At 60.1% G+C, this 12,586-nt stretch carries 15 protein-coding genes and 1 pseudogene; 8 read left to right on the forward strand and 8 right to left on the reverse strand.

Going from position 1 to position 12,586, the window contains the following annotated elements:
- Window positions 1-353 precede the first annotated feature (353 nt).
- Window positions 354-1,391, forward strand: a complete 1,038-nt coding sequence (locus CN311_RS13125) for an aldo/keto reductase (RefSeq protein WP_097574142.1) — start codon at window positions 354-356, stop codon at window positions 1,389-1,391.
- Window positions 1,392-1,434: 43 nt separating this feature from the next.
- On the opposite strand, the gene CN311_RS13130 is transcribed toward CN311_RS13125, so the two are convergent.
- Window positions 1,435-2,406 carry a glycosyl transferase family 90 gene (locus CN311_RS13130; RefSeq protein ID WP_097574143.1) on the reverse strand — a complete coding sequence of 324 codons (972 nt, stop codon included), beginning with the start codon at window positions 2,404-2,406 and terminating at the stop codon, window positions 1,435-1,437.
- A 204-nt stretch (window positions 2,407-2,610) separates the two neighbouring features.
- Here CN311_RS13130 and CN311_RS13135 point away from each other — a divergent pair, with 204 nt between their 5' ends.
- Both CN311_RS13135 and CN311_RS32225 read left to right on the forward strand, forming a co-directional pair.
- Window positions 2,611-3,603, forward strand: coding sequence for a glycosyltransferase family 8 protein (locus CN311_RS13135; protein ID WP_097574144.1), 993 nt, complete (start codon window positions 2,611-2,613; stop codon window positions 3,601-3,603).
- A 770-nt stretch (window positions 3,604-4,373) separates the two neighbouring features.
- A complete protein-coding gene (locus CN311_RS32225) occupies window positions 4,374-5,225 on the forward strand; it encodes a hypothetical protein (protein WP_208866486.1) in 852 nt (283 codons plus the stop codon).
- Window positions 5,226-5,405: 180 nt separating this feature from the next.
- On the opposite strand, the gene CN311_RS13150 is transcribed toward CN311_RS32225, so the two are convergent.
- A complete protein-coding gene (locus CN311_RS13150; RefSeq protein WP_097574147.1) occupies window positions 5,406-6,239 on the reverse strand; it encodes a polysaccharide pyruvyl transferase family protein in 834 nt (277 codons plus the stop codon).
- Window positions 6,240-6,682: 443 nt separating this feature from the next.
- Here CN311_RS13150 and CN311_RS13155 point away from each other — a divergent pair, with 443 nt between their 5' ends.
- Complete coding sequence (locus CN311_RS13155) at window positions 6,683-6,841, forward strand: hypothetical protein (RefSeq protein ID WP_097574148.1); 159 nt, start codon at window positions 6,683-6,685, stop codon at window positions 6,839-6,841.
- 51 nt (window positions 6,842-6,892) lie between these two features.
- Here CN311_RS13155 and CN311_RS13160 read toward each other — a convergent pair whose 3' ends face one another.
- From CN311_RS13160 to CN311_RS33845, 3 genes and pseudogenes are all read right to left on the reverse strand, one after another.
- On the reverse strand, window positions 6,893-7,153 hold the full coding sequence (locus CN311_RS13160) for a DUF982 domain-containing protein (RefSeq protein ID WP_097574149.1): 261 nt from the start codon (window positions 7,151-7,153) through the stop codon (window positions 6,893-6,895).
- A gap of 102 nt (window positions 7,154-7,255) precedes the next feature.
- Entirely contained in the window at window positions 7,256-7,762 is a 507-nt protein-coding gene (locus CN311_RS13165; RefSeq protein WP_425351073.1) for a GntR family transcriptional regulator, read from the reverse strand.
- Window positions 7,742-8,053 (reverse strand): annotated as a pseudogene (locus CN311_RS33845) (GntR family transcriptional regulator); the annotation flags it as partial. The pseudogene CN311_RS33845 and the gene CN311_RS13165, both read right to left, overlap by 21 nt.
- On the opposite strand from CN311_RS33845, the gene CN311_RS13170 reads away from it, so the two are divergent.
- From CN311_RS13170 to CN311_RS13180, 3 genes are all read left to right on the forward strand, one after another.
- Window positions 8,052-9,305, forward strand: a complete 1,254-nt coding sequence (locus CN311_RS13170) for a multidrug efflux MFS transporter (protein WP_097574156.1) — start codon at window positions 8,052-8,054, stop codon at window positions 9,303-9,305. The pseudogene CN311_RS33845 and the gene CN311_RS13170 overlap by 2 nt on opposite strands.
- A 62-nt stretch (window positions 9,306-9,367) precedes the next feature.
- Entirely contained in the window at window positions 9,368-9,748 is a 381-nt protein-coding gene (locus CN311_RS13175; RefSeq protein WP_097574150.1) for a YkvA family protein, read from the forward strand.
- A gap of 73 nt (window positions 9,749-9,821) precedes the next feature.
- Window positions 9,822-10,196, forward strand: coding sequence for a DUF423 domain-containing protein (locus CN311_RS13180; protein WP_097574151.1), 375 nt, complete (start codon window positions 9,822-9,824; stop codon window positions 10,194-10,196).
- A 26-nt stretch (window positions 10,197-10,222) separates the two neighbouring features.
- Here CN311_RS13180 and CN311_RS32555 read toward each other — a convergent pair whose 3' ends face one another.
- Both CN311_RS32555 and CN311_RS13190 read right to left on the reverse strand, forming a co-directional pair.
- Entirely contained in the window at window positions 10,223-10,369 is a 147-nt protein-coding gene (locus CN311_RS32555; protein ID WP_097574152.1) for a hypothetical protein, read from the reverse strand.
- Window positions 10,370-10,441: 72 nt separating this feature from the next.
- Window positions 10,442-10,585 carry a hypothetical protein gene (locus CN311_RS13190; RefSeq protein WP_097574153.1) on the reverse strand — a complete coding sequence of 48 codons (144 nt, stop codon included), beginning with the start codon at window positions 10,583-10,585 and terminating at the stop codon, window positions 10,442-10,444.
- A 147-nt stretch (window positions 10,586-10,732) separates the two neighbouring features.
- Here CN311_RS13190 and CN311_RS13195 point away from each other — a divergent pair, with 147 nt between their 5' ends.
- Window positions 10,733-11,815, forward strand: a complete 1,083-nt coding sequence (locus CN311_RS13195) for a LacI family DNA-binding transcriptional regulator (RefSeq protein WP_097574154.1) — start codon at window positions 10,733-10,735, stop codon at window positions 11,813-11,815.
- Between the two features lie 14 nt (window positions 11,816-11,829).
- Here the strand turns inward: CN311_RS13195 and CN311_RS13200 are convergent.
- On the reverse strand, window positions 11,830-12,586 hold a 757-nt coding region (locus CN311_RS13200; protein ID WP_165779688.1), incomplete at its 5' end, for an OpgC family protein.

The raw sequence follows: 12,586 nt of genomic DNA on the forward strand, positions 1-12,586 counted from the left end.
GTCTTCATCGAGCGTGTCGGCGAGTTCCGCTTCCAGCCAGTCCCGGGCCGGGGCGTTCTGTCTTGTCTCAGTCATTTTGCGCTGCTCCGTATGCAAGCCTGCCGGCTTTGTCCGGCGCCCTCGATCCCGGCCTGCCGGCTGCCGATGGGACACCTTGAGCCGACTTCAATATAGACCGGCAATGACGGTTTTATTGCAGAGAACCAATGTGCCGATCGCCACCACCGATCAGCGAGACTTGAACGGTCTTTGCGCGACGAGGGGCGACAAGCCGCGCGAATTATCCTACAAATACGTGTCTCATTCCGGGCGGCCTGGCAGACGCCCTCTTCAACGCATTGCGAGGACCTGACATGGAATACCGCACTCTCGGCCGGTCCGGGCTGAAGGTTTCGACATTGACCATGGGCACCATGACCTTCGGCGGCGCCGGCGCATTTTCGGCGGTCGGCAAGACCGATCTCAAAGAGGCGCGCCGGATGATCGATCTGTGCATCGATGCCGGCATCAACGTCATCGACACAGCCAATGTGTATTCGAACGGGCTTTCGGAGGAGATCATCGGCGAAGCGCTTGGCGGCAAGCGCAAGGACGACGTGCTGATCGCCTCCAAGGCGCGCATGCGGATCGGCAAGGGCCCCAACGACGAAGGCCTGTCGCGCTACCATCTGATCCGCGAATGCGAAAGGAGCCTGAAGCGCCTTCGCACCGATGTCATCGACATTTATTTCCTGCATGAATGGGACGGCACGACGCCCTTGGAGGAAACCATCGCCGCGATGGACACGCTCGTAGCCCAGGGCAAGGTCCGCTACGCCGGCTGCTCCAACTACTCCGGCTGGCAGGTGATGAAGGCGCTTGGCATCAGCGACCGCCACAACCAGTCGCGCTTCATCACCCAGCAAATCCACTACACTCTGGAAGCGCGCGAAGCCGAATATGAACTGCTGCCGATTTCGGTCGACCAGGGGCTTGGCGTGCTGGTGTGGAGCCCGCTCGCCGGTGGATTGCTGTCGGGCAAATACAACCGCGACAGCCCCACAGCCCGCCAGCTCAACGGCTGGTCGGAACCGCCAATCCGCGATGAGGACCGGCTATGGCGGATCGTCGACGTGCTTGCCTATATCGGCAAGAACCATGGTGTGTCCGCGGCGCAGGTGGCGCTTGCCTGGCTGCTTGGCCGGCCAGCCGTCAGTTCGCTGGTGATCGGCGGACGGACCGAAGCGCAGTTCAAGGACAATCTCGCCGCCGCAAGCCTGGTGCTTACCGACGACGACCGCGCACGGCTCGATGCCGTCAGCCGCCCGCCTGTGCTCTACCCCTACTGGCACCAGCAACAGACAGCAAAGGACCGGTTTGGGCCGGCCGATCTGGTTCTCGACCGGGAATAGTGGCAGACAAGGTCCAATCCCCCTGGGTTCAATCCCCCAGGCGCTATGCCGAAATGGTGCGCCAGACCTCCGCGTCGGGCTCGACCTGGCCGCTGAGAACGAAATATTTATAGAGGACGAGCAGGCAGATCGCCTGCTCGGTCGGTTCATCGGCGAATTTTCGGCAATAGGCATTGGCCGCGACAACGATGCGTTCGGCCTCAGCCGGGTGCCGTTCGAGATATTGCACCCGTTCGGCGAGATCCGAGAAATCCGGAGCGAGCGGCACGTAGTGGACGTCAGCCACGAGCTCGCTTTCGGCGAACCATGTCTCGTATGTCGGCGGCGGCATCAGGCACAGCGAATTCGAGCTCATGATCCATTTGAGGTTGGTCGCGACGTCATTGCCCTCGAGCGAAATGATGTAGCGATAGCGCCGCTGCTGGTCGATGCTTAAATAGGGCTTGCGATACTCCGCCGCCGCTGTGCGTTTGGGCGTGCCGACGTCGCAGAACGGCAGGTCGCGGGCGACCTCCAGAAGCAAGGTGCGTATCGGGTTGTTGAGCTCGCCGCGCCAGACCACGGCCGGAAGCTTGTCGGCGAAAGCAATATCGTCGGCGGGCATGTGGAAATGACGGAACTTGTTGAGCTTGAACAGAACGCCGTTCTTGTTGTCGCCGGCAATCGGCCGATCCTTCACGATCGAGGGCATTTTCGGCACTTCGATGACGTCGCCGAATTCGAGGTCGATGAGCAGACCGGGATCGAAGTAGCGGGTAAACTCCTTCAGATCGTAATAATACATGCTCCGGTCCGTCGGCAGCCGGCTGACCGGCACGGCATCGGGGCTCGGCGTGAAAGGCTCCTGCAGCCTGTTGTAATAGTTGAGGCGCCCGCGGACCGAGCGGTCCGAAAGTCTGGCCTGGTCGAGCAAGCCGGCAAGCCGGCGACGAAACAGTGCCTGCGGAGCGATGTCGCGCATGGCATTGCGCGCATAGTAGAACAGCTTCTGTGCGTTTCTTTGAAGCGTGGCCATCGGTCACTTGGAAGAAAAATCGTCTTGCTATTTGATACCCGGTTTCTGTCCTACATTGTGCCAGCCATCTTGCAACCCGGAACCGCGTGAAACCCGCATCACCGGCTCATCCATCAGAATTCGGCACGTGTTATGCCCCAAAGGCTATTGCATCTGTACATGCTGGCCGGATAGACGTCTGATTGCTGCTGGGACGTTCACAATATGTCGCAAAATCCGTGTTTCTTTTTCGCTGCAGATCAAAACTATTTCCCGTACGCCTGCTTAGCCGCGCGCCGTGTATTGGATGTATCCGGCCCTATCAAGGGCTTTATCCTTCAGATGGGTGTCAGCACGGAAGACCTGGAGGTCGGTGACCGATTACTAGGGTCCGCAGTCAGTATCCTTGACGTGTCGAAGTTCATGGAGGCGAGGAATTTTGATCCGGGCCATCTGACCTTGGCGACCTATATCAGACTGTTCGCGGACCAGTTGGCTGAATTCGAGCCTTATGATCATATTGTCTATGCCGACAGCGACGTCCTTTTTAATCGATCGATAGTCGACCTCGCCAACACACAACTGCATGCGCCATTATTGGCCGCTCATGATGAGCAATGCTATTTCGACACGAAGTATCGCCGACGCCTGCCGATGAAGCCCGGCGCGCCGAAATTCAATGCGGGCGTGCTGGTGTTCAACATGCCCATGGTGCGGCGAGAGGGGCTATTGCAGAGGACTCGAGAACTCGCCTCGCAGCGCATCGACAATATGGACCAAGGTGCACTCAATGTCGCTTTTGAAGACAGATGGCAGACGATGCACCCCTACTGGAACGTCATGACGAATTTCACCAGCCAGGTACGATTCGACAAGGCATTTGCACGGCATTTCACGCGTGGCAAGCCGTGGTCGAACCGCCCGGTCGGTGTCGAGTTGGAAGCGTTGGCCATCTATCGCCATCTCGCAAAGGACACGCCTTGGGCTGGTCATTTTGCCCGGCAGGCGCGGTTCGTTCTCAAACGGTTTACTCGAAAGCTTGATGCCATAACGGGTTTCCTCGCCAACGACGAGAAACGCCGCCGAAGATCCCTGTTCGACGCTGAACAGGTCAGCGCGGTTTTTGCCGAGCATGCGGATCGGCTGATGATGGCCGTACGATATCCCGAGCGCGTTTCGGGAATTGAAAGTAAGAAAACGACAATCTCTCCCCGTTAGCCTTCAAACACCGTCAATGAACACGGGCGCTTCAGCGGATCGTGCGATGTTGGTGCCTGTTCAGAATCATTTTCGTGGCGGTGCCAACCGGTTTGGCTGCGCCGATCGCGCAATGAGGTGGACCACGTCCTCGGCACCCGCACCCATCCTCATTGCGCTCGCCGCGTTCAAGTAAAACCAAATACCGGCCGCTATTTCAGCATCCTGCCGATGGCATTGCGCCTTTTGCGCACGGCTCGGGGGACATCGATTTCGTCTTCCGCGTGCAAGATAAAGGTGTCATCCGTCGCTCCGGCACTTGGTACTGCATATCTGGCACAAGCCGACCGATCCAAGCCGTGCCGAGGCGAACAAGAAGATCGGGCCCGACAGGATAGAGGCCGCCATCCTTCGCAACAAAGCCGTTCAGACGCGAACTCGGCATAAAGCTTCGCGAGCGGCGAACCGGCCGGCGGCGGCCTGTGCTTCAACGGCTTGTGCCACATGTGCCAGCCCTCATGAATTTTTCGGGCTAGTTCTAACTGGTCTTCGCTGAACAGTTCAGCGCGGTTGTTGCCGAGCATTCGGATGCCGGGCAACCGAATGTCCCTCGATCTCGCGAGGTTGCAGCCCACAATGTTTAGCTTCTCGAGGAAAACCTCTTGCGAAACCGTCGTCAATTTGGCAAACGAGGGACTACTTGGGGTTTTTGTGTGCGACTACCGTATCGAGGGGGGCGTATGCTTCGGAGACTTCTGGGACTGAAGGGAGAACAGCCTATAGTCGATCGCATGTCGATTGACCCCCAGGCGTTCGGGCCCGAATACACGGATTTACGCGCGCACGTGCTTGAGCGTATAGCGCTGACTGCCGTCGGCGAGGCTCCGTTCTACCATCTCTATATCGATCATCTCTTTCCGGAAGCCTTCTACGAGGCGCTGAAGGCGCGGATGGTGGAGTACAAGAACTCGGGAAAACTTCAGACGCGCAAACAGGACAGCAAGGCGTTTGTCAATCGCCGGTATCCGTTGATTGAATCGCGAGATGTGGAAATCCTCCAGTTTCGCGCGTTGTTTGAAGATCGTAACGTTAAGCGAGCACTGTTTGAGAAATTCTATTACAAGCCGTCGGACGATCTTGTTGATTTCGTCGATATTCATGAGAATGAGTTTGAATTTGTGTTCTGTACTCCAGATAAATTTCAAAATGTACATGTTGATATTCCACCAAAATATATGTCATTCGTATTTTATTTCCCAACCATTCCGGTAGATGAAGAAGAAGAAAAAAAGAATGCTACCGTTCTTTATGATAAAGAACTAAAGCCTGTATATGGGGCAAATTTCCGGAGAAACTCTGTTTGTGTATTCGTTCCCCATTTTTATTCTTATCACGGTTTCTCAACGACGATCGAGCGGGATGTCCTTGTAATGTTCCTGATCAACAAGGATGAAATGCGTGTTTGGCATGATAAATCCCGTAGAGATAGCCTCCAAACGGGATTCTCGGGTATTGCCGACATGATCGAAGATAAGCTCGTTCGTCATCCACTAATCGAATACGGTGGCGACCTCGCACGTATTTCCGAAGAGCGTGCGGCCTGCCGCATCAATGCTCCACAGGGCCGTGTGATGTTCGATTAGCGGTCTCAACATCCGCCCCCATAGCGGCAACAACGCTCTAGTAAGCGGCCATCTGCAATTTAGCTGACTGCAACGCGCCAGCCTTCATCGCCATCAATGCCACCCAAGCTGCGGTTTTTGAGACTGTGAAGCGCGGGACGTGTCAGTCCTCGCGGCCAGATGGCGGGCGAGCGCGAGCAGCTAAAGCGACGTCGGGACTTTCACCTTCACGCCATGGGCTTCTAAACGCGCGTGAAGGTCACTGGTGATGCGCTTTTTCACGTCATCAAATGCCGGCTGGCGTACCGGAAAGCTTTCGATGCGCGTTTGCGGGAACCACTTTGTTCGAACCGACGGGATACCGATCAGGTCGATGATCGCAGTCCGGCCGTCGCGACGACCGGTATAAACGACCGGGATGCCCATCGCTGCGCAAGGCATAGCGCTGTGAATGCGGCTCGTGACGACGAGGCCCGCATTGAGTCGGTAGAAGTCGAGCAGGTTCCTTGCCGCCTCAAATCTGACTTCGCTCGCCATCGGAAACGGCAAAATGTGCCCGATCTGGCTAGCCCGCTTGCGATCCGACCGTGCGAAGTGGCGCCGTTTCTGATCCACCAGGATCACCTTCGGCTCGGCAGGTTCCTTCGTTCGGGCCGGGAATGTCATCGTCGCACAGCCGCTCACATAGGCATCGACACCCCATGACTTGATAGTTTCGGCCGTCGCTTGGTCTCGGCATCCGATCGGCGCAAAGCGCTTGAAATATGCCTTATGCTTTTCGAACACGGACGCGGCCTTCGGGGTCAGGTGAAAGCCGAAGAAGATCGGCGTGATCGCTGGCGCAGGTGGCCAGTTCTGCGGCTCATGCGTGAACCATCCGTTCATGACCACGACGCACGGCTTGCCATCATATCGATGCGAGAAGTCACGGTCGACCAGGCTGTATTCCTGATCGATGTGCTGCGCGACAGCAAGCGTCTGTATATTGTCTCCAATATTGTTGGTGTTAGGGTAATTCAGCAGTGCAATATTCATTCTCTGTTCTTGAGGCATAATGAATCCTGCGGCCCCGTACGCCTGATGAGTCCCGTACGCCTGATGAATGCCGAGATCAACATCAATTGCCACGCTCGGAGTTTAGCACGGGCGCACCGAGCGGTCCGAAAGTCTGGCCTGGTCGAGCCGTCCCGGTAAGCCGGCGGCGAAACAGTGCGTGAGGGGCAATATCGCGCAGGACATTGCGCGCATGGTAGAACAGCTTCTGTGCGTTTCTTTGAAGCGTGACCATCGGTCACTTGGTTCAAACTGGTTTGGCGGCTGTCGGCGTCTGTACCCCAGCCTTTCCTACATCATCGTGCCAGCCATCTTGCAAGCCCGAACCGGACTTGCCGCCTGCCATGCAGCCGATCGCCGCTTGCGGTGTTGTATTTGCAGTCCAATGCTCCTAGGCAGGGTCAAGCACAGTGAAAGGAAGCGATATGGCGCGAGCACCGAACTACGATCACGAACGCAAGGAGCGCGACCGGCAGAAGGCCGCCAAAAAGGCGGAAAAGCTGGCGGCCAAGGTCGCCGCCAGGGAGCGTTCGAAACCCGAGGACGACACCAGGTCCGAAACCGAGGCGGAATCGGCGAAATAGAGAGCATTCGGCCTACGAAGCGGGCCGGTTCCGCGCTGGGTTTCGCCTGCTTCAGGCCGGGGTCTTGTCGCTGACGAAGACGTTGACTTCGCGAGCCGCGGCGATGAAGGCGCGCCTTGCGTTCATCGCCGGCTTGTCGCCGGCCAGTGCATCGTGGCAGGCCTGTAGCGCTTCGCGATGCTTGGGACTGCGCTTGCCGGGCCAGCTGTTCAGGAGGTAATCTGAAGCCTCCCGAGCCGTGCGCAAGAGCTGGTTGGTCCCGTCCGCGGCCGACTTGACGGTCACGGGTGTTTCAAATCGGTTGTTTTCCATCGCCGCTCTTACGCCATCGCCGCTCGCGAAGCGAGGGTGAAAGTGCGCTTCACGTACGCGCACCGGCTTTTGCGCGACGCGCCCTGCCCATGCCCGGTGAGATCAAGCGGCAACGACGGCAAATCCCCTGGCGCGCAGGCCGCGCCGGTCATTGCGCAGCGACGTTACAAGCCGGTCGCGGCTGCCGACGATGTGCGCCGATAGTTGGCGCGCCGCCTCATCGGCATTGCCAGTCCGCATCGCCGCCAGAATGGCATGGTGCTCGGCCCAGGCACGGCTGAGCGCTGCCTCGTCGCGAACCTCCAGCCAACGGGCGCGCGACAGCCGTGTCATCGCATCGCGGACAGCCCTGAACAGGAACTCGTTGGCGGACAGGCGGGCCAACTCGATGTGGAAATCCATGCCAACGCGGTGCCATTCCTCGCGTGGCGTGGCGGCATCGCAGGAGTCGAGCATCGCTTCGATGACATCGACACCGCTTCTATCCTCCAGCGCGCATGTCAGCCTTAGCGCGGCGACCTCGACCGCTTCGCGATAGACCGCGATCTGCTCGAGTTCGGCGAGGTTGATGGGCGAGACCGTCCAGCCGCGCCCGTCGCGGCAGATCAGCCCTTCGGTCTCGAGCCGCAGCAGCGCTGCCCTGACCGGCGTACGCGAGGCGCCGAACCGGCTTTCGATCCAGCGCTCGGTCAAACGCTCGCCCGGACCAATCTCGAGGCCGAGGATCATCTCGCGAAGCTGGCTCTCGACATTGTGCATCTGCGACATCGTGGTCCCATTCGTGGCGGCCGCATTGACAGCGGCTGGGTTGAAGTCCATGACGGATACCAACTTGGTATCCCAATTTGGTATCCGCAACAAGTCCGATACCGGCAGGACAGAAATGGCGCAGGCAGACATGGCGCAGGGCAACACCGAACACGGCAGCTATAACGTCCACTGGCGGCGCAATCTCGCCGTGTGCTTTGCCGGTTCGTTCAGCACGCTCATCGCAATGACCCTGCTGTTGCCCTTCCTGCCGCTCTACGTCGAACAGCTTGGCGCCGAAGGCCACGCAGCCATCGTGCAGTGGTCCGGGATCGCCTATGGCGCCACCTTCTTTGCCGCCGCGCTGGTAGCGCCGCTCTGGGGACGGCTGGGCGACCGTTATGGCCGCAAGCTGATGCTGGTGCGGGCAAGTTTCGGCATGGCCATCTGCATGTCGCTGACCGGCATGGTGCAGAGTGTGTGGCAACTGGTGCTGCTGCGCCTGCTGATCGGTTTCGCCGGCGGTTATTCCTCCGGCTCCACCATTCTCGTCGCCATGCAGACGCCGAAGGACCGTTCAGGTTGGGCGCTCGGCGTGCTGTCGGCCGGCATCACCGCCGGTGCGCTAGTCGGCCCCCTGCTCGGCGGCGCACTGCCGCCGGTGATCGGCATCCGCGCCACGTTCCTGCTCGCGGGCGGCGTTATCTTCCTGGCCTTCCTGGCGACGACCTTCCTCATCAAGGAAAACCCTCGCCCGGCAGTCGACAAGGCAACATCGACCGGGAAGCCGAAGGGCGGCTGGGCGCAGATTCCGGACAAGCGGCCCGTCGTCGCCATGCTGGCGACCGGCATGCTGTTGAGTTTCGCCACCATGTCGATCGAACCGATCATCACGGTCTATGTCCAGCAGCTCATCGAAGATCAAAGCCGGGTCACCCTGCTTTCCGGCGTCGTCATGTCGGCGGCAGCACTCGGCGCCATCCTGTCGGCCTCGCGGCTCGGCAAGTTCGCCGACCGCATCGGGCACTGGAATGTCATCGTCGCAGCCCTTGCCGTCTCGGCGCTGCTCTTGATCCCGCAGGCCTTCGTCACCCAGGGTTGGCAGCTCATCGGCCTGCGCTTCCTGATGGGCCTGGCGCTTGGCGGCCTCCTGCCCTGCATCACCAGCGTCATCCGCCATAATGTTCCCGACGGCGTCGGCGGCAATGTGCTGGGTCTGTCCATCTCGGCGCAATATGTCGGGCAGGTCGCAGGGCCGCTGCTCGGCGGCTTCGTCGGCGGTCATTTCGGCATGCGTGCCGTGTTTCTCGGCACATCCGTGCTGATGGCGGGTGGAGCTGCGTATAATTGGCTGGTCCAGTCGCGCCGGGCGCGCGACATGCTGGCGGAAGCCGGCAAATCCTGACACGGTCCCGCTGTTCCGGTTTAAACTGTCGGCAGCCATCCTTTTGCGGATAAACCTGTCCGATGAAAAATGGATTGAAAGACTGGGCACGCAGGATCAAACGAGACGCGCATGCTGTTTATCTCGCAGCCGGAGATCCTCGCACACCTTGGTACGCAAGGGCGCTGGCGCTATGTGTCGCCGGATACGCACTGTCGCCCATAGACCTCATTCCCGACTTCATACCGGTGCTGGGATATCTCGATGACGCGATAATCGTGCCGCTCGGCATTCTGGCCGTGGTGAAAATGATCCCGCCGGAGGTCTTGGCGGAACATCGAGCCGCAGCCGCGCTTGCCGCCGAGCGCCCGATGAGCAGAACCGCCGCCGTGGTGATCGCCTGCGTCTGGGGCGCATCGGTCGCACTGGCTGCGTGGCTCGGCTATCGCTACTTCATCAGCTGAACTTCAAACCGAGACAATACCCGGTCCGACAAGGCCATATTTGTCGTTTGGCAATTCACGGAGGCACCCCAGCATGAGCACGGCCGAATACCCAACAAGCGGCACGAGCCGCATACTTGTCTTGGCCGGCGGCCTATGCGGTGCGGCTGGCGTGGCGCTGTCGGCCGCCGCGGCGCATCTGGGCGGTGCTTTCGTCGGCACGGCCGCGTCCTTCCTCATCATGCACGCGCCGGTTTTCCTGGCCATCGGACTGCTTGGGGCAAATCGGATCCTGCAGGCCGGAAGCCTCATCCTTCTCGTCGGGCTTGTCTTGTTCTGCGGCGACCTTCTCGCCCGGAACTTCATTGGCTCGCGGCTTTTCCCGATGTCGGCGCCGATCGGCGGCACGTTGCTCATCGGCGGCTGGCTGGTGATTGCCGCCTCGGCACTGATGCGCCCGCGTCCCTGACGCGGCAGGTCCGCCAAGGGTGCGGCTCAATCCTGCTTGCGCTCCGGCCGGACAAGCGGTTCGCGATTGCGCGCGACCTTGGTCAAACGCAGCCGCTCCGGCCGGCGGGAGGCAGGCGAGATGCCCCAATAGTTGCGATAGATGTCCTCGAACAGATAGCTGACGGGATGCATGGCTTAGTCTCCTCTCGGGCTTCTCTAGAAATTGAATCGATCCAATCGACAGGCACGAAAATGCCTTGCCGATCAGCTCAGCTTGCGTTCCACCAGGAAGCGCAGATCGCGAACCCACGGGCTTAATTTGCCGCGGCGTTTCTGGGTCACCGCGTCCGATCTGATGTTCCAGTCATTGCGGTAGATGTCTTCAAACAGATAGTTGACGGGATGCATCGCACCCTCCTCTCGTCTCGGTCCAACACGAGCATCGGAAACGTGTTTGGATCGATTCAAAAATAGCTCGCGACCAACCAGAGTCAAGCAAAAATTTGAATCGATCCAACAAAAGTGCTACGTGGGAATCCGGAGGCAAGCAAAAACATGGCGCCACGCATCCTGGGCAACACAAAACCGATCCGCTTGGCCGACATCGCCAAGGCCGCCGGTGTTTCGCACGGCACCGCTTCCAACGTCTTCAGCCGTCCCGAGATCGTGCGCGAGGAAGTGCGCGAGCGGGTCAAGGCGGCAGCGGAAGCGATGGGCTATGCCGGCCCCGACCCCAAGGGCCGATTGCTGCGCGCCGGCAAGGTCAACGCGATCGGCGTCGCCACGACCGAGCCCCTCTCCTATTTCTTCGACGATCCCTTTGCCCGCGTCATGATGTCCGGCATCTCCGAGGCGTGCGATGCCACGGGTGCCGGCATCGCTCTCGTTTCGGCCGGCAATGAGGAGAAACTCGCCTGGAACATCCAGAGTGCGCTGGTCGACGGCTTCATCCTGTTCTGCATCGAGGGAGGGCCGCGCCTGGTCGAATTGACGCGCGAACGCAAGCTGCCCTTCGTCGCTCTCGAACTCGGCTCGCAGGACGACACGGTCTCGGCGATCGGCGTCGACAATGTCGCCGGCGCCCGCCTGGCGGCGCGCCATCTGGCCCAGCTTGGGCATCGCCGCTTTGCCGTGCTGTCGCTGCAATTCGCCGATGACAGAACCGGTCTTGTTTCGCGCGAACAGATCGAGGCTGCGGTTTACACAGGAACGCGCGACCGTCTCGTCGGCTATTTCGAGGCGCTTTCAAGTTTCGGCATCGACACCGCCAAGGTGCCGGTCTACGAGACCGAAAACGACGAAGCCAGCACCAGGGCTGGCCTCGAAACGATCTTCGCCTTGCCAGAGCCGCCAACGGCCATCCTGGCGATGTCGGACCGGATTGCCATGATCGCGATCGAGTGGCTGAACGCGCGGGACCTCGCGGTGCCTCGCGACGTCTCGATCGTCGGCTTCGACGGCGTGCCCGACGCCGCGCTTTGCGAGCCTCCGCTCACCACGGTTGCCCAGCCGATCGCCGAGATCGGCCGCAGGGCGGCGCGACGGATCCTCGATTTCGACGGCACGGTGCGGCGCGAAACGCTCGACGTCGAACTTGTCGTCAGGGCCTCCTCCGGACCGCCGCCGACAAGGGTTTGAGTCCAGCAGATTTGTCAGTTGGCACTTGTCACCATTGACCCCACGCCAAACGATGTGCGCACCGGCGATGTCTCGCTGCGCACCGGCTTGCTCTTGCCGTTCCAACCGATGCCCGACAGCCATTCGAGATAATAGGCGAGCGCGAACTGCATGGCGATGCCGGCCGCGATAAGCAGACTATCATAGGCAAATCCACCCGGATTGATCAGCTTCATCACCTGCGCCGCCATGGCGATCACCGTGCCGGCGATGAAAACCGGCAGCGACCGCTTGCCCAATATGGCGAGCGGGTGGTCACGGCTGGTGCGGAACAGGTTCGAGACGGATGGAATAGCCACGACCAGGTAGCTGACGGTCAGGATGTGCAGCAGTCTCGGCAGCGACAGGAACGTCTTGTCGAAGCCGGTCAGCACCACCGGCAAATCCAACCACGATACGTGCCCCCAGAGCGGGCTGTGCACCCAGACAAGCGCCCCGGCGGCATAGGTCGCCGCCGCGCCGACCAGCCAGCGATTGACCGGAATCGCGCCGCCGCGCCTGACATGCAGCATGGCCGCCAGGCCAATGTTGAAAAGGAACTGCCAAGACAGCGGGTTGAGGAACCAGAAGCCGGGCTCCGGATAGTTCGGCGGAGCGATCTGGTAGATTCCGGCAACCAGCCACAGAACCCCGGATACGGCGAGCGTCGCCAGGGGCCTGCTGCCGATGAACAGCAGGAAGACCGGCGTCATCAAAAGCAGCACGGCATAGACGGGCAGGATATTGGTGTAG

This window comes from Mesorhizobium sanjuanii, from assembly GCF_002529485.1.
Lineage (GTDB): Bacteria > Pseudomonadota > Alphaproteobacteria > Rhizobiales > Rhizobiaceae > Mesorhizobium > Mesorhizobium sanjuanii.

Excerpts from the sequence above, each read along its gene's own strand:
- CN311_RS13125 (WP_097574142.1), top strand. The coding sequence starts at position 354 with ATGGAATACCGCACTCTCGGCCGGTCCGGGCTGAAGGTTTCGACATTG.
- CN311_RS13130 (WP_097574143.1), bottom strand. The coding sequence starts at position 2,406 with ATGGCCACGCTTCAAAGAAACGCACAGAAGCTGTTCTACTATGCGCGC.
- CN311_RS13135 (WP_097574144.1), top strand. The coding sequence starts at position 2,611 with ATGTCGCAAAATCCGTGTTTCTTTTTCGCTGCAGATCAAAACTATTTC.
- CN311_RS32225 (WP_208866486.1), top strand. The coding sequence starts at position 4,374 with ATGTCGATTGACCCCCAGGCGTTCGGGCCCGAATACACGGATTTACGC.
- CN311_RS13150 (WP_097574147.1), bottom strand. The coding sequence starts at position 6,239 with ATGAATATTGCACTGCTGAATTACCCTAACACCAACAATATTGGAGAC.
- CN311_RS13155 (WP_097574148.1), top strand. The coding sequence starts at position 6,683 with ATGGCGCGAGCACCGAACTACGATCACGAACGCAAGGAGCGCGACCGG.
- CN311_RS13160 (WP_097574149.1), bottom strand. The coding sequence starts at position 7,153 with ATGGAAAACAACCGATTTGAAACACCCGTGACCGTCAAGTCGGCCGCG.
- CN311_RS13170 (WP_097574156.1), top strand. The coding sequence starts at position 8,052 with ATGGCGCAGGGCAACACCGAACACGGCAGCTATAACGTCCACTGGCGG.
- CN311_RS13175 (WP_097574150.1), top strand. The coding sequence starts at position 9,368 with ATGAAAAATGGATTGAAAGACTGGGCACGCAGGATCAAACGAGACGCG.
- CN311_RS13180 (WP_097574151.1), top strand. The coding sequence starts at position 9,822 with ATGAGCACGGCCGAATACCCAACAAGCGGCACGAGCCGCATACTTGTC.
- CN311_RS32555 (WP_097574152.1), bottom strand. The coding sequence starts at position 10,369 with ATGCATCCCGTCAGCTATCTGTTCGAGGACATCTATCGCAACTATTGG.
- CN311_RS13190 (WP_097574153.1), bottom strand. The coding sequence starts at position 10,585 with ATGCATCCCGTCAACTATCTGTTTGAAGACATCTACCGCAATGACTGG.
- CN311_RS13195 (WP_097574154.1), top strand. The coding sequence starts at position 10,733 with ATGGCGCCACGCATCCTGGGCAACACAAAACCGATCCGCTTGGCCGAC.